Source organism: Burkholderia stabilis (assembly GCF_001742165.1).
Lineage (GTDB): Bacteria > Pseudomonadota > Gammaproteobacteria > Burkholderiales > Burkholderiaceae > Burkholderia > Burkholderia stabilis.
On sequence record NZ_CP016443.1, the window covers coordinates 1556163 to 1573677 of the forward strand.

At 67.4% G+C, this 17515-nt stretch carries 19 protein-coding genes; 8 read left to right on the forward strand and 11 right to left on the reverse strand.

Annotated elements, in window-relative coordinates:
- Positions 1 to 21: 21 nt before the first annotated feature.
- Positions 22 to 963 carry a helix-turn-helix transcriptional regulator gene (locus BBJ41_RS24880; protein ID WP_069748907.1) on the reverse strand — a complete coding sequence of 314 codons (942 nt, stop codon included), beginning with the start codon at positions 961 to 963 and terminating at the stop codon, positions 22 to 24.
- 216 nt (positions 964 to 1179) lie between these two features.
- On the opposite strand from BBJ41_RS24880, the gene BBJ41_RS24885 reads away from it, so the two are divergent.
- Genes BBJ41_RS24885 through BBJ41_RS24900 form a run of 4 tightly spaced genes read left to right on the forward strand, consistent with a single transcriptional unit; the run spans position 1180 to position 5328 of the window.
- Positions 1180 to 2832, forward strand: a complete 1653-nt coding sequence (locus tag BBJ41_RS24885) for a (2,3-dihydroxybenzoyl)adenylate synthase (protein WP_069748908.1) — start codon at positions 1180 to 1182, stop codon at positions 2830 to 2832.
- On the forward strand, positions 2829 to 3602 hold the full coding sequence (locus tag BBJ41_RS24890) for a thioesterase II family protein (protein WP_069748909.1): 774 nt from the start codon (positions 2829 to 2831) through the stop codon (positions 3600 to 3602). The genes BBJ41_RS24885 and BBJ41_RS24890 overlap by 4 nt, the downstream gene beginning before the upstream one ends.
- Entirely contained in the window at positions 3599 to 3904 is a 306-nt protein-coding gene (locus tag BBJ41_RS24895) for an isochorismate lyase (RefSeq protein ID WP_069748910.1), read from the forward strand. The genes BBJ41_RS24890 and BBJ41_RS24895 overlap by 4 nt, the downstream gene beginning before the upstream one ends.
- Complete coding sequence (locus BBJ41_RS24900) at positions 3901 to 5328, forward strand: isochorismate synthase (RefSeq protein ID WP_069748911.1); 1428 nt, start codon at positions 3901 to 3903, stop codon at positions 5326 to 5328. Before BBJ41_RS24895 ends, BBJ41_RS24900 begins: the two co-directional genes overlap by 4 nt.
- A gap of 28 nt (positions 5329 to 5356) precedes the next feature.
- Here BBJ41_RS24900 and BBJ41_RS24905 read toward each other — a convergent pair whose 3' ends face one another.
- On the reverse strand, positions 5357 to 6238 hold the full coding sequence (locus BBJ41_RS24905; protein ID WP_069748912.1) for a LysR family transcriptional regulator: 882 nt from the start codon (positions 6236 to 6238) through the stop codon (positions 5357 to 5359).
- 78 nt (positions 6239 to 6316) lie between these two features.
- On the opposite strand from BBJ41_RS24905, the gene BBJ41_RS24910 reads away from it, so the two are divergent.
- Positions 6317 to 7618, forward strand: a complete 1302-nt coding sequence (locus BBJ41_RS24910) for an aspartate aminotransferase family protein (RefSeq protein WP_069748913.1) — start codon at positions 6317 to 6319, stop codon at positions 7616 to 7618.
- Positions 7619 to 7693: 75 nt separating this feature from the next.
- Here the strand turns inward: BBJ41_RS24910 and BBJ41_RS24915 are convergent, their stop codons facing one another.
- Positions 7694 to 8443: an SDR family oxidoreductase gene (locus tag BBJ41_RS24915; RefSeq protein WP_069748914.1), complete on the reverse strand. Its 750-nt coding sequence runs from the start codon at positions 8441 to 8443 to the stop codon at positions 7694 to 7696.
- A 41-nt stretch (positions 8444 to 8484) separates the two neighbouring features.
- Here BBJ41_RS24915 and BBJ41_RS24920 point away from each other — a divergent pair, with 41 nt between their 5' ends.
- The 3 genes from BBJ41_RS24920 (at position 8485) to BBJ41_RS24930 (ending at position 10845) form a co-directional block, all read left to right on the forward strand.
- Positions 8485 to 9462 (forward strand): AraC family transcriptional regulator, encoded by a 978-nt coding sequence (locus BBJ41_RS24920; RefSeq protein ID WP_069748915.1) that lies wholly within the window; start codon positions 8485 to 8487, stop codon positions 9460 to 9462.
- Between the two features lie 73 nt (positions 9463 to 9535).
- Positions 9536 to 10393, forward strand: a complete 858-nt coding sequence (locus tag BBJ41_RS24925) for an AraC family transcriptional regulator (protein ID WP_069748916.1) — start codon at positions 9536 to 9538, stop codon at positions 10391 to 10393.
- A 44-nt stretch (positions 10394 to 10437) separates the two neighbouring features.
- The gene (locus tag BBJ41_RS24930; protein ID WP_069748917.1) at positions 10438 to 10845 is read left to right on the forward strand and encodes a DUF2000 domain-containing protein; all 408 of its coding nucleotides are present in this window, start codon (positions 10438 to 10440) and stop codon (positions 10843 to 10845) included.
- A 30-nt stretch (positions 10846 to 10875) separates the two neighbouring features.
- On the opposite strand, the gene BBJ41_RS24935 is transcribed toward BBJ41_RS24930, so the two are convergent.
- From BBJ41_RS24935 to BBJ41_RS24970, 8 genes are all read right to left on the reverse strand, one after another.
- Positions 10876 to 11226, reverse strand: coding sequence for a VOC family protein (locus BBJ41_RS24935; protein WP_069748918.1), 351 nt, complete (start codon positions 11224 to 11226; stop codon positions 10876 to 10878).
- 90 nt (positions 11227 to 11316) lie between these two features.
- Entirely contained in the window at positions 11317 to 11484 is a 168-nt protein-coding gene (locus BBJ41_RS41680; protein ID WP_236872144.1) for a hypothetical protein, read from the reverse strand.
- Positions 11485 to 11735: 251 nt separating this feature from the next.
- On the reverse strand, positions 11736 to 12335 hold the full coding sequence (locus BBJ41_RS24945; RefSeq protein ID WP_069748919.1) for a nucleotidyltransferase domain-containing protein: 600 nt from the start codon (positions 12333 to 12335) through the stop codon (positions 11736 to 11738).
- A 178-nt stretch (positions 12336 to 12513) separates the two neighbouring features.
- Positions 12514 to 13215, reverse strand: a complete 702-nt coding sequence (locus tag BBJ41_RS24950) for an ABC transporter ATP-binding protein (RefSeq protein WP_069748920.1) — start codon at positions 13213 to 13215, stop codon at positions 12514 to 12516.
- Positions 13215 to 13988 (reverse strand): high-affinity branched-chain amino acid ABC transporter ATP-binding protein LivG, encoded by a 774-nt coding sequence (gene livG / locus BBJ41_RS24955; protein WP_069748921.1) that lies wholly within the window; start codon positions 13986 to 13988, stop codon positions 13215 to 13217. The genes BBJ41_RS24950 and livG overlap by 1 nt, the downstream gene beginning before the upstream one ends.
- Positions 13985 to 15256: a high-affinity branched-chain amino acid ABC transporter permease LivM gene (locus tag BBJ41_RS24960; protein WP_069748922.1), complete on the reverse strand. Its 1272-nt coding sequence runs from the start codon at positions 15254 to 15256 to the stop codon at positions 13985 to 13987. The genes livG and BBJ41_RS24960 overlap by 4 nt, the downstream gene beginning before the upstream one ends.
- A gap of 11 nt (positions 15257 to 15267) precedes the next feature.
- On the reverse strand, positions 15268 to 16194 hold the full coding sequence (livH, locus tag BBJ41_RS24965; protein ID WP_069748923.1) for a high-affinity branched-chain amino acid ABC transporter permease LivH: 927 nt from the start codon (positions 16192 to 16194) through the stop codon (positions 15268 to 15270).
- Positions 16195 to 16377: 183 nt separating this feature from the next.
- Positions 16378 to 17496, reverse strand: a complete 1119-nt coding sequence (locus tag BBJ41_RS24970) for a branched-chain amino acid ABC transporter substrate-binding protein (protein ID WP_069748924.1) — start codon at positions 17494 to 17496, stop codon at positions 16378 to 16380.
- Positions 17497 to 17515 lie beyond the last annotated feature (19 nt).

A 17515-nucleotide genomic window follows, 5' to 3' on the forward strand; every position in this document is an offset into this window, starting at 1 on the left:
TTAGGCTGCCGGTCAGTTGTTTTAGATCGCCGCGCTCGCCATCTCTTCGTCGTCGATCGCATTCGACGACGCACGGATATCGCTCGGCGAAATGCCGTAGCGCTTGCGGAATGCGATCGAGAAATGCGCGGGGCTGTAGCCGACGCGATACGCGACGGTCGACACGTTCGCGTCCTCCGCGCACAGCATCGCGTGCGCGGTCCGCAGCCGGTATTCCTGCAGATACGCGTACACGCTCGTGCCGAACACCTTGCGAAAACCGGCCGTCAGCTTGCGCGAATTCATCCCGACGCGGCCCGCGAGTGCGTCGAGCGTCGGCGGCTGCTGAAGCTCGCGCGTCAGGATGTCGCTCGCCGCGTACACGCGCTCGACATCCGACGACGTCACGCGCACGTCGGCAGGCGTTGCCTGCCGCTGCGTCGCCAGCAACTGCGCGCTCAGCGCGGTCAACTCGAATGCCTTCGCCTTCAGGTAGTACTCGCGCACCGCGCCTTCGAACGGGCACGTCGCGATCTGCACGGCGAGCGCCTGCAACGCTTTCGACGCCGGGCAACTGACGATCCGCGGATCGCCGCCCGTCGGCGCGAGCATCTTCTCCGGCAGCAGGTTCAGGTTGCGGTCGAGCGCGTCGAGGCCGAGTTGCACGATCGTGTAGCGCAGCGGCACGTCGCGGTCGTAGATCTGGTGCGTCGTGAATTCGCCGTCGTTGGCGATCACGCACAGGCCCGGCCCCTTGATGCATTGCTCGGGCTGGCCCGGCACGCGGCAGCGCAACTGCCCGCTCTGCACGAGGACGAGCTTCAGCCCTTTTTCGAGCGGCTCCTCGTACCAGTCGCGGCTGTCCGAGCACAGCGTGCCGCTCATGAGTTTCATGCCCGCGTCGATGTGCACCACGCCCGGATGGTTGCCGGGCACGAGCACCGGCGGGTGACGTCGTGACGAAGCGAAGGAAGTCGATCTCATCGGAGGTCCGTTGGTTGGCGGCACGCGCGGACCGGCGCGCGCCGGCGGCAGCCGGCCGATTGTCGGGCCGGGCCGGGCGAGCGCCCCGCGACAGGCGCCCGATCGAATGAAATTGCCGCGATATCAAAAGAAACGGCGCCATCGCGGCGCACTTTCCAAATGATAATACCTCTCATTTACATTTTCTGACAACTTGCCGGAACCCAAGGTCAGCGCATGACTTCCACCCTTTTTTCCCCGGCGCCGGCCATGCCGGCCGACGCGCCCGACTGGCCCGACGACTTCGCGCGCCGCTATCGCGACGCCGGCTACTGGCAGGACACGACGTTCTTCGACGCGCTCGATGCGTGCGCGCAGCGTGATCCCGATGCGATTGCGATCGTCGACGGCGCATGCCGCCTGAGCTATCGCGACCTGCTGGCGCGCGTCCGGCGGCTCGCGGGCGGCCTCGCGCGCCTCGGCCTCGCGCGCGGCGACGCGGTCGTCGTCCATTTGCCGAACGGCGCGCGCTTCATCGAGACGTGCTTCGCGCTGTTCCAGCTCGGCGTGCGGCCGGTGCTCGCGCTGCCCGCGCACCGTCACTACGAGATCGGCGCGTTCTGCCGCTTCGCCGATGCGCGGGCGTACCTGTGCGCGTCCACGCTCGGCGATTTCGACTGCCGGCCGCTCGCGGCCGCGTTGCAGGCCGACTGCCCGGCGCTCGAACACGTCGTGATGGCCGGCGACGATCACGCGTTCACACCGTTCGACGCGCTGTACGACGCGCCGCCCCTGCACGAATGCGCGGCGCGCGCCGACGACATCGCGTGCTTCCAGCTGTCGGGCGGCACGACCGGCACACCGAAACTGATTCCGCGCCGCCATCGCGAATACCTGTACAACGTGCGCGCGTGCAGCGCCGCAAGCGGCTTCGACGCCGACACCGTGTATCTCGCCGCGCTGCCGATGGCGCACAACTTCACGCTGTGCTGCCCCGGCACGATCGGCGCGCTGCTCGCGGGCGGCCGCGTCGTCACGACGATGCGGCCCGAGCCCGAACAGAGCTTCGCGCTGATCGCACAGGAACGCGTCACGCATACCGCGCTCGTGCCGCCGCTCGCGCTGCTGTGGCTCGACGAGCAACCGCAGCGGCAGGCCGACCTGTCGAGCCTGCGCGTGCTGCAGGTCGGCGGTGCGCGATTGATGGATCACGCAGCGGCGCGCGTGACGCCCGTGCTCGGCTGCCGGTTGCAGCAGGTGTTCGGCATGGCCGAAGGGCTCATCTGCTGCACGCGGCTCGACGATTCGCCGGAGCGCATCGCGCATACGCAGGGCCGCCCGGTGTCGGACGCAGACGAAGTGCGGATCGTCGACGACGCCGGCGAACCGGTCGCGCCCGGCGAGATCGGCGAGTTGCAGGTGCGCGGCCCGTACACGATACGCGGCTACTACCGGCTCGCCGAACACGACGCGACGGCTTTCACGGCCGACGGCTTCTACCGCAGCGGCGACCGCGTGCGGCGCACCGCGGACGGCGACCTCGTCGTCGAAGGACGCGACAAGGACCAGATCAACCGCGGCGGCGAGAAGGTGTCGGCCGAGGAAGTGGAAAACCTGTTGCTTGCGCATCCGCAGGTGCACGACGCGGCGGTGGTCGCGATGCCCGACGCGCTGCTCGGCGAGCGCACGTGCGCGTTCGTCGTCGCACGCACGCCCGCGCCGACGCGGCTGGTGCTGAAGCGGTACCTGCGCGACCGCGGGCTCGCCGCCTTCAAGATTCCTGATCGCATCGAGTTCATGCCGCGCTTTCCGGAAACCGGCATCGGCAAGACCAGCAAGAAATCGCTGCGCGACCTGCTGCGCCGCCAGTTGCAGGCGGCCGCCGCATGAACGCGCGTACTTCCGAGTCGAACTGGGTCCGGGAACTGCGCCTGTCGCCCTGCCCGCGCGCGCAACTCGTGTGCTTCCCGCACGCCGGCGGCACCGCGAACTTCTTTCGCGGCTGGAGCCGCGCGCTGCCGTGGGACATCGATCTGCTCGCGCTTCAGTATCCGGGCCGTGACGAGCGGTTCGGCGAGCCGTGCCTGTCGTCGATCGACGCGCTCGCCGGCCCCGCCGCCGACGCGCTGCAACGCTACGCGCACGCCCCGCTCGTGCTGTTCGGGCACAGCCTCGGCGCGGCGCTCGCGTACGAGGTCGCGTTGCGGCTCGAAGCGCGCGGCAACGCGCCGATTTACGTGGCCGTCTCCGCACTGCCGCCGCCGCATCGCCAGCGTTTGTCGGACCTGCACCTGCAACCCGACGACGCACTGCTCGGCGACGTCGCGCGGCTGTCCGGCGAGCACGCCGCGCTGCTCGCCGATCCGGAAATGCGCGCGATCTACCTGCCGATGATCCGCCACGACTATCGCGCGATCGAGACGTATCGCCGCGACCGGCCGCCGCGGCTCGACACGCCGCTCGGCGTGATGCTGCCGCTCGCCGATTCCGAACTCGACAACGACGAGGCGCATGCGTGGCAGGACGTCGCGTCGCGCCCGATCCGCATCGCGACGTTCGACGGCGACCACTTCTACCTGCGGCACCAGTACCCGGCGCTGATCGCCCATCTGGTCGAACGGATCGACCATTCCCTCCGTTACGGAAAGGAGTTCACATGAAGACACCGGACGCCTGCACGGGGCTCGCCGACATTCGCGAAGCCATCGATCGCCTGGACGCCGACCTCGTCGAAACACTCGGCCTGCGCATGCAGTACGTGAAGGCCGCCTCGCGCTTCAAGCCCGACGAAGCGAGCATCGCCGCGCCGGAACGCGTGGCCGCGATGCTGCCTGACCGGCGCCGCTGGGCCGAACAGGCCGGCCTCGATGCCGACTACGTCGAGACGCTGTTCGCAAACCTGATCGCGTGGTACATCGCGCAGCAAACGCAGTACTGGCGACGTCAACGGGGGCTCGCATGAACGCCGGCCTGCCGCTGCTGCACGATACGTTCGCGCGTGCGGCCCGCCGCGCCGCCGACACCGGCGAGCCGACGCTCGCGTCGGTGTCGGTGCCGCTGAGGCCGCTGGACTTTTTCGACCTGATCGCCGCGTGGGACGACGACGTCACGCCGTGGTTCTTCCACGAAGCGGGCGATGCCTCCGTCGCGCTGTTCGGCTGGGACTGCGCGCTCGAACTGACCGCGACCGGCGACACGCGCTTCGCGCAGATCGACGCGCGCTGGCGCACGCTCACCCGCCACGCCGTCACGGCCGGCCCGCAGCCGCCGCGCCTCGTCGGCGGCTTCCGGTTCGATTCGGGCGGCTCGCGCAGCGCGCACTGGGCGCCGTTTCCCGACGCGAGCATGACGCTCGCCAGGCTGCTGATCGTGCGCGAAGGCGATGCGCACTGGGCCGTCTGTCAGCACGTCGTCGCCGCGCATGACGATCCGGCCGCGCTCGCGCATGCGTGTCTCGCACGCATCGAATCGCTCGGCGCACTCGCGCCGGCAACCGACGACGAAGCGCCGCATCTGTTGCATACGCAAGCACTTCAGGCGAGCGAATGGCAGCACGAAGTCAAGCGCGCGGTGGATGCGATTCATGGCGGCGCATTCGGCAAGGTCGTGCTCGCGCGCGACGTGCTCGAACAATACGCGCGGCCCATCGCGATCGCGCCGCTGCTGCGCCGGCTTCGGCGGCGCGACGCGCATGCGCACCTGTTCGCCGTGAGCCGCGCGGGCGCCTGCTTCGTCGGCGCGACGCCGGAACGGCTCGCGCGCGTTGCGGCCGGCGACGTCCGTACGCATGCACTGGCCGGCACGATCCGGCGCGGCGCGACGCCCGACGACGACCGCGCACTCGGCGAGGCGCTGATGGCGTCGTCGAAGGAACGGCTCGAACACGCGCTCGTCGTCGACGCGATCCGCGCCGCGCTCGCGCCGCTGTCGCGCGCGCTCGACGTGCCTGCTCAGCCGTCGCTGCACCGGCTGCCGAAGCTTCAACACCTGAGCACGCCGATCCGCGCGACGCTGAATGCGGACGCAACGCTGCTGCAGGTCGTCGCCGCGCTGCATCCGACGCCGGCGGTGGCCGGCCATCCGCGCAGTGCCGCGCTCGCCCACATCCGCGCGCATGAAGGCTTCGATCGCGGCTGGTATGCGGCGCCCATCGGCTGGATCGACGCGCACGGTAACGGCGACTTCGTCGTCGCGCTGCGCTCCGCGCTGGTCGCAGGCGGCGCTTGCAGGCTGTTCGCGGGCTGCGGCATCGTCGCCGATTCGGAGCCGGTCAACGAATATCAGGAAACCGAACTGAAGCTGTCGGGCATGCAGGCGGCGATCCGGGTGCGCGATGCGGCAGCGGATGCGCATGCGAAAGTGTCGGCCTCGACGATGGCCGACTGATGCGACGCCGCCGTGGCGGCCATACCCATCACAGCAACGGCAGCGTGAGCCGGATATGCTCGGCGAACGCCGCCGTCAGATGCGACGGCCGTTTCCGGTCGAACTTCAGCGTAATGCCCACCGCCGGCAACGGCGGCAACCTCGGATCGCCGTTGACGATCGCCAGATCGGACGGCACCGCCGTCTGCGTCATCACGGCAAACGCCTGCCCCGAACGCACCAGCGCGATCAGCCCCGCGAGGCTGCTGCTCGCATACGCGACGCGGTAATCGCGGCCGGCACGATCCAGCGCATCGCAGGCGGCGATGTGATCGAGCGTGTCGCGATCGGAAAGCGCGAGCGGCAGCGGATCGAAATGCGCGGGCTCCAGCCCCGGATAACCGATCCACACCAGTTGCTCACGCCGAATGATGTCGTCGCTCGAACCGTCCGGCAGCGAAATCATCGCGAGATCGACCGCGCGCTTGTCGAGCTGTTCGAGCAGCCGCGGCGTCGGCCCGCACACGACTTCGACGATCGCCTGCGGATGCTGGCTCGAAAACTGCCGCAACAGCGACGGCAAAAACACCTCGGCGTAATCGTCCGGGCAGCCGAACCGGATGGTCCCCGACAAACCCGTACCGCACAGGTCGGCCATCGCCTCGTCATGCAGCCGCAGGATGCGCTGCGCATGCACGAGCAGCCGCTCGCCCGGATGGGTCAGCACCACGCCGCGCCCGGTGCGCTGGAACAGCGGCTGGTCGACGACTTCCTCGAGCCGCTTCATCTGCTGGCTGAGCGCGGATTGCGTGCGGCCGACGCGCGCGGCCGCGCGGCTCAACGCGCGCATCTCGGCGATCACGACGAACGAACGCAGCAGGTCGATTTCGAGCGACAGACCCAAGGTATTAGCCCCTTTTCTAGCTTGCATAAGAACTATTCGTTTCCATCAAACCAGACGCGCGCCTAGACTGCAAGCGATCCCTGCCCCTTTGCCCGGAGACGCCCGATGTCCCTGAACGACGACGCAACCTTCTGGCGCAACGCCAGGCAGCACCTGGTCCGCTATGGCGGCACGTTCGAGCCGATGATCATCGAGCGCGCGCAAGGCAGCTTCGTCTACGACGCCGACGGCCGCGCGATCCTCGATTTCACATCGGGACAGATGAGCGCGGTGCTCGGCCACAGCCATCCGGAGATCGTCTCCGTCATCACCGAATACGCGGGCAAGCTCGATCACCTGTTCAGCGGGATGCTGTCGCGGCCGGTGGTCGACCTCGCGACGCGCCTCGCCGACATCACGCCCGACGGGCTCGATCGCGCGCTGCTGCTCAGCACCGGCGCGGAATCGAACGAAGCGGCGATCCGGATGGCGAAGCTCGTCACCGGCAAGTACGAGATCGTCGGGTTCGCGCAGTCGTGGCACGGGATGACGGGCGCGGCCGCATCGGCCACGTACAGCGCCGGGCGCAAGGGCGTCGGCCCGGCCGCCGTCGGCTCGTTCGCGATTCCGGCGCCGTTCACGTACCGGCCGCGCTTCGAGCGCAACGGCGCCTACGACACTCTCGCCGAACTCGACTACGCGTTCGACCTGATCGACCGCCAGTCGAGCGGCAACCTCGCGGCGTTCATCGCGGAGCCGATCCTCAGTTCGGGCGGGATCATCGAGCTGCCGGAAGGCTACATGGCCGCGCTCAAGCGCAAGTGCGAGGAACGCGGGATGCTGCTGATCCTCGACGAGGCGCAAACCGGCGTCGGGCGCACCGGCACGATGTTCGCGTGCCAGCGCGACGGCGTGACGCCCGACATCCTGACGCTGTCGAAAACGCTCGGCGCCGGGCTACCGCTCGCGGCGATCGTGACGTCCGCCGCGATCGAGGAACGTGCGCACGAGCTGGGCTATCTGTTCTACACGACGCACGTGTCCGATCCGCTGCCCGCGGCCGTCGGCCTGCGCGTGCTGGACGTCGTGCAGCGCGACGGGCTCGTCGCACGCGCGAACGTGATGGGCGACCGGCTCAGGCGCGGCCTGCTCGACCTGATGGAGAAGTTCGACTGCATCGGCGACGTGCGCGGACGCGGATTGCTGCTGGGCGTCGAGATCGTGAAGGATCGTCGGACGAAAGAACCGGCGGACGGGCTCGGCGCGAAGATCACGCGCGAGTGCATGAACCTCGGGCTCAGCATGAACATCGTGCAGTTGCCCGGCATGGGCGGCGTGTTCCGGATCGCGCCGCCGCTGACGGTCAGCGAAGCGGAAATCGATCTCGGCCTGTCGCTGCTGGAACAGGCGATCGCACGCGCGCTGTAACGGGCCTTCGCAACTTCACGTGACCCGTCGCGCCGGTTCAGCCAACCGGCGCGACGCATCAGGAACCCGGAGCGATCAGCGCGCTTCGGCCGCCCACGCTTCGGCATCGGCGCCGGCCGGGATACGCATCGGGCTCGACGGATCGGTCGCCGCGCGCCACACCGCTTCGGCGACATCCTGCGCATGGGTGACCGGCCCCGCCCCGTCGAGCATGCGTGCGACGGCCTTCCCGGCGAATTCCGCATACGCCTCGTGTTCGAAGCCGTACATGTGCGCACGCGCGTTGTCGCCGAAACGCGTGTCGGGCGCGCGACCCGGCAGCACCAGATGCACGCGCACGCCGAACGGTTCGAGTTCGACCGCCATCGATTCGGTGAATGCATTGGCGGCCGCCTTGCTGGCCCGGTACGCGCTGACCAGCGGCAACACCTTCAGCGTGACGCTCGACGTGACGTTCACGACCACGCCGGCCCCGCGCCGGCGAAACTGCGGCAGCACGGCTTGCGTGACGGCGATCGTACCGATCGTGTTGGTTTCGAACAGCGCGCGCACCGTATCGAGCGGCGTGAGCTCGGCCGGCGCGGCCGCGCCGAAACCCGCGTTGTTGACGAGCACGTCGATCGGGCCGGCCGCGTCGATCGCAGCGCGGATGCTGTCCTCGTTCGTCACGTCGAGCGCCAGCACGCGCAGGCGCTCCGACGGCGGCAACACGTCTTCGCGCGGCGTGCGCATCGTCGCGACGACCTGCCAGTCGCGCGCCAGAAAATGGCGCGCGATCTCGAGGCCGAAGCCGGAGGAACAGCCGGTAATCAATACGGTTTTCATGCGAACTCCTGGGGTGTGTTGGGCATGTGTCCGTACGATAGATGGCCGGCTCCGTATTCGCTACAATCGAAAATCCGATTTTCTTTTGCGAGCGTCCGGCGATGACCGACCCGCTGACCGAAGTCGTGACGCTGCTGCAACCGGGCGCGCGGCACTCCAAGACCGTTCAAGGCGCGAGCCCCTGGTCCGTCAACCGCACGGTCGCCGGCGAGCCGTTCTATTGCGCGATCCTCGACGGCGGGTGCCGGATCGCGATCGACGGGCACGCGCCGATCGAGCTGCGGTCCGGCGATTTCATGCTGATTCCGGCGGCCTACGGCGTCGCGATGTCGAGCTTCGAACCGCAGCCGCCGGGCGTCGAAACGGGGCCGCCGGTCGTGCTCGACACCGGCGAATTCCGGGTCGGCGAGCCGGGCAACCCGGTCGATACGCGGATGATGGTCGGCAACTGCAGCTTCGGTTCGCCCGACGCCGCGCTGCTGGTGTCGCTACTGCCCCAATTCGTGCACGTGCGCGGCGAACCGCGGCTCACCACGCTCGTGCAACTGGTGCGCGACGAATCACGCGCGCAGCGGCCCGCGCGCGAGATCGTGCTGGCGCGGCTGCTGGAAGTGCTGCTGATCGAGGCGCTGCGGTTCACGACCGAGACGAACGCATCGCCCGGCCTCGTGCGCGGGCTCGCCGATATCCGGCTCGCGGCCGCGATCCGCCGGATGCACGAACGCCCCGCGCATCCGTGGACGATCGTCGAACTGGCGAAGGAAGCGGCGCTGTCGCGCTCGACTTTCTTCGAACGCTTCAGCCGCGCGGTCGGCGTCGCGCCGATGGAATACCTGCTCACGTGGCGCATGGCGCTCGCGAAGGACCTGCTCCGCCGCAACGAAGGTCGCATCGCCGAGATTGCCGGGCGCGTCGGCTACAGCTCCGCGAGCACATTCAGCGTCGCGTTCACGCGGCACGTCGGGCGGCCGCCGGCGCAGTATGCGCGGGACGAACGCGCGGCGGTGAGCGAAGCATGAACCGCGCACGCAACCGGCATCGCGCGGCCTGCCTGCACGGCCGGTCACGCATCGACGACGCTCGAGGCACGCGATGACGACCACGGCCAGGGACATCGCCACGAACGACCACTGGCTCGTCGCGCGGCGCGATCAGGAAACCGGCATCGAAAGCCTGCATGCGCATTTCAATGGCCATGCATACGATGCGCACGATCACGACGACATGCTGGTCGGCTTCACCGAACAGGGCGTGCAGCAATTCCAGTGTCACCGGTCGCTGCATACGAGCGTGCCGGGTCGCGCGATCCTGATCGAGCCGGGTGCGCTGCACGACGGCCATGCACCCGAAGCCGGCGGCTTCACCTACGGGATGCTGTACCTGCCGCAAGCGTGGGTCGAGCGCGCCGCGCGCCGGCTCGACCTGCCGGGCCTCGGCGGCGTCGAAGCCGCGTTCGGCCACACGCTCGTCGACGATCGCGGCCTTGTCGATGCGATCCGGCATGCGTTTTTCGCGATTCACGGCAACGAAGGCAGGCTCGCGCGCGACCAGACGCTCGACCGCCTGCTGACGCGCCTCGGCGGCGAACTGCGCGGCCCGCTCGTGCTGGAAAGCGGCGTCGTGCCGCCCGCGATCGTGCGCGTGCGCGACCTGCTTCACGCGCAGATGGACGGCAACCTCGGGCTCGACGAGCTGGCCAGCGTCGCCGGAATCGACCGGTTCCGGCTCACGCGGATGTTCCAGCGCGCGTTCGGCACGTCGCCGCATGCATACCTGGTGCGCTTGCGGCTGCGCGCCGCGCGCCGATTGCTGGCGGCCGGCCGCACGCCCGCGCAGGCCGCCGCGGACGTCGGTTTCGCCGACCAGAGCCACTTGGGCCGCTGGTTCCGCCGCGCGTACCGGATCACGCCGGCCGCGTACCGGCAACTGTGCACAAACGTTCCAGACTGATCGCGCGCGGCATCCGATCATGCGTGCTTCAACGAGGAGCAATCATGTTCGATACCAAGGTGGCGCTGATCGTGCGCGACGATCTCGCAGCGTGGCAGAAACTCAATGTCGTCGCGTTTCTCGCGACGGGCGTCGCGGCCGGCGCGCCCGAGGCGCTCGGCGAGCCTTACGAGGATGCGGCCGGAAATCGCTACGGCAGGATGTTGGGCCAGCCGATGCTGGTGTTCGCGGCCGACTTGAACGGCTTGCAGGCCGCGCACCGGCAGGCGCTGTCGCGCGAACTCACGATCGTGCCTTACGTGCGCGCGATGTTCTCGACCGGGCACGACGCGGCCAACCGCGAAGCGTTTCGCGCCGAAGATGCGGCGAATCCTGATTGGGTCGGCCTTGCGTTGCACGGGCCGAAAAAGGCCGTGGACAAGGCCGTGAAGGGGCTGGCGTTGCATGCGTGAAGCCGGGGCCGCGCATGCCGCCACTGCGCGTCAAAGATGCGCGAGCACGTTGACCAGTTTGCCGAACGGATCGCGCACGTAAAACCGCCGGACGCCCCACGGCTCGTCGGCCGGGCCGTATTCGACGGGAATGCCGGCCGCATGAACCCGCGCAAGCGCTTCGTCGAGATCGTCGACCTCGATCGACAGATCCGGCGTCGGCGTGCCCGATCCGCCCTGCGATGCGAAGCTGATCTGCACATCCATTTGCTCGGCATTGCCGTAGGTCGCGATCCAGCCGTGGTCCATCAGCAGGTCGAGATCGAAGATCCGTTGGTAGAAGCGTTTCGCGTCGTCGACCGAATGAGTATCGACGTTGGCGACGATCCGTTTGACCTTCATCGGTTTCCTCTGCAAATCGTGTCGTGTGACGAGCATTGCCCGAGATCGCCGTCGAAGTCCTGGTACGACGGCTCGTCAGAACCGCCGCGGCTATTGCGCTTCCAGCAACTCGGGTTTGTTCGCCGCCAACCACGCCTTCACGTCGGCCATGAGCGCAGTCGCACTGGCAAAACACTCATTGACCGCGGACGCTTGAACCACGTCTCCGGAGTAATCGGACAGATTGCGCTGCTTGCGCAGCGCGTCGAGCACGATCATGCGAGGAGTCGGCAAACCGATCGTCTGAGGAAGCGTCTGGATCGCTGTCTGGTGGTGTCCGGGCCGGCTCGTCATCGTCCGAAAACCGGTTCGCATGCAACGCCAGCATCGCAAGTTGCATGACTGCCTTGTAGGCCGCGTCAAAGCGATTTTCGTTGCTCAATCCTGCGAGTTGCGCATCGGCGAGATTTCGCTCCGCGGCAGCCAGCAGCCGCATCGCTTGTTCCCGGTCCGGCTGAACCGTATCGAGGCTAAGGCCCAGCAAGTTCTGCAAGGTCATGGTCGCTACCGATCAAGAAAATCTTGGGTTTTCCAAGCACGTCCCGCAAGAACGCGTCTTGCCTGCCGACACCCTCACGAAACTCGTCGGGCGACAGTACCTGGGGATTGATATCCCGCCCCAACGTTGCCTGGGCGTCGTAAAGCACCTGGACCACCGTTGCGAAACCGACCGAACCGATCACCATCACGTCGACATCGCTGCCCGCCGTCTCCTGACCACGTGCGACCGAACCGAACACGAACGCAACGGCAATTTGCCCGGCGCAAGGGAGCAGCGCTTCAGACAGCACGTCGGCCATGCCCGAGGTCTTTCGCATGATCGAGGCCAGCTCCTCGTAGATCGGGCAGCTTCGATCGGCGCGATAGACCACCTGATTGCCCTGCCGGTCCCGGCTCAGGATGCCGGCTTCGGCCAGCTTGCTCAGTTCCTTGTGCAAGGTGCCCGGTGTGGTGCCCGTCAAACGGGCGATTTCGCGGACGTGCAACGCCTGGTCGGGCCGCAACAACAGCAGGCCCAGCACGCGGCGCCGGTAGTCACTAAATAGGGTCGAGGCGAGGGATCGTAGCATGATTGGCTACGATTGTAGCCGAATTGGCTACAAGGCATAGTGCCGCCGAACCCTCATATCGATCCGGACCGGTAAACTGAATGTAGCCGTTTTAGCTACGATCGAAGCTGAAACGGCTACAGATTTTGCAACATGCCGGATACGCCGCCGATCCCGCCCGGATCGGCGGCGTTCGACGTCACCCGCCGAGATACGCCTGCTTGATCCGATCGTTCGCGAGCAGGTTCGCGCCCGTATCGGCGAGCACGACGCGCCCCGTTTCGAGCACGTACCCGCGATCGGCCACACCGAGCGCCTTGTTCGCGTTCTGCTCGACGAGGAACACCGTGACGCCTTCGTCGCGAATCGTCCGGATGATGTCGAAGATCTGCGCGATCACGAGCGGCGCAAGGCCGAGCGTCGGCTCATCGAGCAGCAGCAAGCGCGGCTTGCTCATCAGCGCACGGCCGATCGCCAGCATCTGCTGCTCGCCGCCCGACATCGTGCCGGCCCGCTGCGCCGCGCGTTCCTTCAAGCGCGGAAACAGCTTGAACACGTGCTCGATCCCGTCGTCGATCTCGTGACGGCTCGCGAAGAAGCCGCCCATCTTCAGGTTTTCGAGCACCGTCAGACTCGGGAACACGCGCCGCCCTTCCGGCGAAATCGCCATCCCCTGCCGCATGATCTGGTGCGTCGACATCCCGGTGATGTCCTTGCCCTCGAACGTCACGCGGCCCGACGATGCGCGCGGCGTGCCGCACACGGTCATCATCAGCGTCGTCTTGCCGGCGCCGTTGCTGCCGATCAGCGTGACGATCTCGCCCTTGTTCACCTCGATCGACACGCCCGCGAGCGCCTCGACCGCGCCGTAGTGCGTATGGACCTGTTCCAGCTTCAGCATCACTCTTCCCCCAGATACGCCTTGATCACGCGCGGGTCGTTGCGGACCGCTTCCGGCGTGCCGATCACGATCGGCCGGCCGTGCTCCATCACGAGGATGCGGTCCGACACGCCCATCACGAGGCTCATGTCGTGTTCGATCAACAGCACCGACACGCCGAACTCGCGGCGCAGCTTGTCGATCAGGTGCTGCAGCTCGATCTTTTCCTGCGGGTTGAGGCCGGCCGCCGGCTCGTCGAGCATCAACAGACGCGGCTCGGTAATCATGCAGCGCGCGATTTCCAGACGCCGCTGATGCCCGTACGACAGCGTGCCCGCCGGCCGGTTGGCGACCGACTTCAGCCCCATCCGGTCGAGCCACACGGCCGCGCGTTCGAGCGCTTCCTTCTCCGCGCGGCGATACGCGGGCGTCGAGAACAGGCCGGGCAGCAGCCCCGCCTTCACCTTGCGATGCTGCGCGACGAGCAGGTTCTCGACGACGGTCAGCGACTTGAACAGGCGAATGTTCTGGAACGTGCGCACCAACCCCTTCAGCGCGATCTTGTGGCTCGGCAGCCCGGCGATCTGGTGACCGTCGAGTTCGACCGCGCCGGAAGTCGGCTTGTAAAAGCCGCCGACGCAGTTGAACACCGTGGTCTTGCCCGCGCCGTTCGGCCCGATGATCGCGAACACCTCATCGCGGCGCACGTCGAAATCGATGCCGTCCACCGCGAGCAACCCGCCGAAGCGCATCTGCAGCCCGGCGACCTTCAACAGTTCTGCATTCGCGCTCATTGCGGCAGCTCCACGTGGGGACGGCTCGCGGGCAACAGGCCCTGCGGACGCCACATCATCATCAACACCATCACGAGACCGAAGATCAGCATCCGGTACTCGGCGAAGCCGCGCGCGACTTCCGGCAGCACGGTCAGCAGGATCGCCGCGAGAATCACGCCGAGCTGCGAGCCCATCCCGCCGAGCACGACGATCGCGAGGATCAGCGCCGACTCGATGAAGGTGAACGATTCAGGATTCACGAGGCCCTGGCGCGCCGCGAAGAACGCGCCGCCGAGGCCCGCGAACGACGCGCCGAGCGTGAACGCCGACAGCTTGATGCGCGTCGGGTTCAGCCCGAGCGAACGGCAGGCGATCTCGTCGTCGCGCAGCGCTTCCCACGCGCGGCCCATCGGCATGCGGATCAGACGGCTCGTCACGAACAGCGTAAAGCCGACCAAGAGCAGCGCGATCAGGTACAGGAAGATCACCATGTGCTCGCCGCTGTATTCCAGCCCGATCAGTTCATGGAAAGTCTTCGCGCCTTCGACGCTCGCCGAGCGCGCCATCTCGAAGCCGAACACCGTCGGCTTCGAGATGCCCGAGATGCCGTCCGGGCCGCCGGTGAGGCTCGTCAGGTTGTTCGCGAGCAGGCGGATGATTTCGCCGAAGCCGAGCGTGACGATCGCGAGATAGTCGCCGCGCAGGCGCAGCACCGGGAAGCCGAGCAGGAAACCGAACGTCGCCGCCGCGATCGCGGCGAGCGGCAGGCACTCCCAGAACGACAGCCCGAAATACTGGTTCAGCATCGCGTACGTATAACCGCCGACCGCGTAGAACCCGACATACCCGAGATCGAGCAGCCCCGCGAAACCGACGACGATGTTCAGCCCGAGACCGAGGATCACGTAGATCAGCGCGAGCGTCGCCACGTCGACCGCACCGCGCGAACCGAAGAACGGCCACACGAGCCCGACCGCGAGCAGCACCCACACGACCACGCGCTGCTGCTGCGCGCCCATCGCGGGCATCGCCGGCAGCTTCACCGCCGATTTCGCGCGCACGAGCCACGGCTTGAACAACTGGAACAGGAACACGGCCGCGACCGCGATCCACACCGGCCGCCAGTGCGGCGTGAGCACGACCTGGTAGCCGTCGAGCTTCAACTGCAGGCCGAGCACCGGGATCGTGAGGATCGCCGTCAGGAGCGCGGCGGCCACGGCATTTTTCAGCGCCTGGCCGAACGAAGCGTCGGCGGCCGGGCGGCGAACGGAAATGACTGTACTCATCTGCGTCTCCCTCAAACCTTTTCGATGTCCGACTTGCCGAGCAGGCCAGTCGGGCGGAAGAGCAGGATCAGCACGAGCAGGCCGAACGCGACGACGTCCTTGTACTCGGCCGGCATGTAGCCTGCGGCGAAGGTTTCAGCGAGGCCGAGCAGCACGCCGCCGAGCATCGCGCCCGGGATGCTGCCGATCCCGCCCAGCACCGCGGCGGTGAACGCCTTGATGCCCGCGACGAAGCCGATGTACGGATTCAGCTTGCCGATCGTCAGCCCGATCAGCACGCCGCCGACGGCGGCCAGCATCGCGCCGAGCACGAACGTGAACGAGATCACGCGGTTCGTGTCGATGCCGAGCAGGTTCGCCATCTTCATGTCCTCGGCGCACGCGCGGCACGCACGGCCCATCCGCGAGTGCCCGATGAACAGCGTGAGCGCGATCATCAGCACGACCGTCACGCAGACGATCATCAGGCGCGAGTACGGAATGGTCACGTCGAAATCGCCGCCGAGATGAATGTCGAACGCGCCGGAGATCAGCACGGGCACGGACACGTCGCGCGCGCCCTGGCCGATCTGCACGTAGTTCTGCAGGAAGATCGACATGCCGATCGCGGAGATCAGCGGCACGAGGCGCGGGCCGCCGCGCAGCGGCCGGTACGCGACGCGCTCGACCGCGAAGCCGTACAGCCCGGTGACGATCACCGACACGATCAGTGCGGCGCCGAGCACGAGCGGCAGCGGATAACCGGCGGAGATGCCGATGGCGGTCAGGGTCACGAGGCCCACGTACGCGCCGATCATGTAGATCTCGCCGTGGGCGAAGTTGATCATGCCGATGATGCCGTAGACCATCGAATAGCCGATGGCGATCAGCGCATAGATCGCACCCAGCGTCAGGCCGTTGACCAGCTGCTGGGCGAATTGCGGAAAGAAGTCAGTCATGTGCGGGAAGCTCCCGGTGGCGTCGCGCCGCGCGCCGCAGCCGGATCACGGTTGCGGCCGCGCGCGATGCACGGTGTCGTCTCGATCCGCCCTCTTTGGCCGCTCACGGGGAATGCGCGGCCAAATGCGCACGCGCCCCGTCCGGGTCTCGGACAGGGCGGGCGCGCGGGCGGGTACTCCGTATTACTTGGCGGCGGTCTTCGTCGCGTCCTTGTGCCACGTGTACACGACGAACTTGAACGCCTTCAGGTCGCCCTGGGCGTCATACGCGACCTTGCCGATCGGCGTGTCGAACGTCGTCTTGTGCATGTACGCGGCGACCTTGGTCGGATCGGTCGACTTCGCTCCTGCGATCGAGTCGGCGATGATCTTCACCGCTGCGTACGACGGCATCTGGAACGGGCCGTTCGGGTCGCGCTTCTTGTCCGCGAACGCCTTCACGAGCGCCGCGTTGGCCGGATCGGCCGAGAAGTCGGCCGGCAGCGTGACGAGCATGCCTTCCGAAGCCGGGCCGGCGATCGCCGTCACGTCCTTGTTGCCCACGCCTTCAGGCCCCATGAACGTGGCCTTCACGCCCTGCTCGCGCGCCTGGCGCATCAGCAGGCCCATTTCCGGGTGGTAGCCGCCGAAGTGGACGAAATCGACGCCTTGCGACTTCAGCTTCGTGATGATCGCCGAGTAATCCGAATCGCCGGCGTTGATGCCTTCGAACAGGACGACCGGGATCTTCGCGGCTTCGAGGTCCTTCTTCACCGACGACGCGATGCCCTGGCCGTACGACTGCTTGTCGTGCAGGACGGCAACCTTCTTCGGCTTCACGTTGTTGATGATGTAGTGCGCGGCGGCCGGGCCTTGCTGGTCGTCACGGCCGATCGTGCGGAAGATGAAGTGACGCTTCTTGCCTTCGGTCAGCTGCGGCGCGGTGGCCGACGGCGTGACCATCACGATGCCTTCGTTCTCGTAGATGTCCGATGCGGGGATCGTCGAACCCGAGCACACGTGGCCGATCACGTACTTGATCTTCTGGCTGACGATCTTGTTGGCGACGGCGACGGCCTGCTTCGGCTCGCACGCGTCGTCCATCAGCACGACTTCGAACTTGTTGCCGCCCGCACCGCCGGCCGCATTGATCTGCTCGATCGCGGTCAGCGCGCCGGCCTTCACCATGTCGCCGTACTGGGCGACCGAGCCGCTCATCGGACCAGCGATGGCGATCTTCACGGTTTCCGCTTGCGCGGTGGCGGCGCCGGCGGCGAACAGCACGGCGGCGACGGAAATGGACGTAAGACGGGACAGCGTCATCTGGGAGCTCCTCGATGTT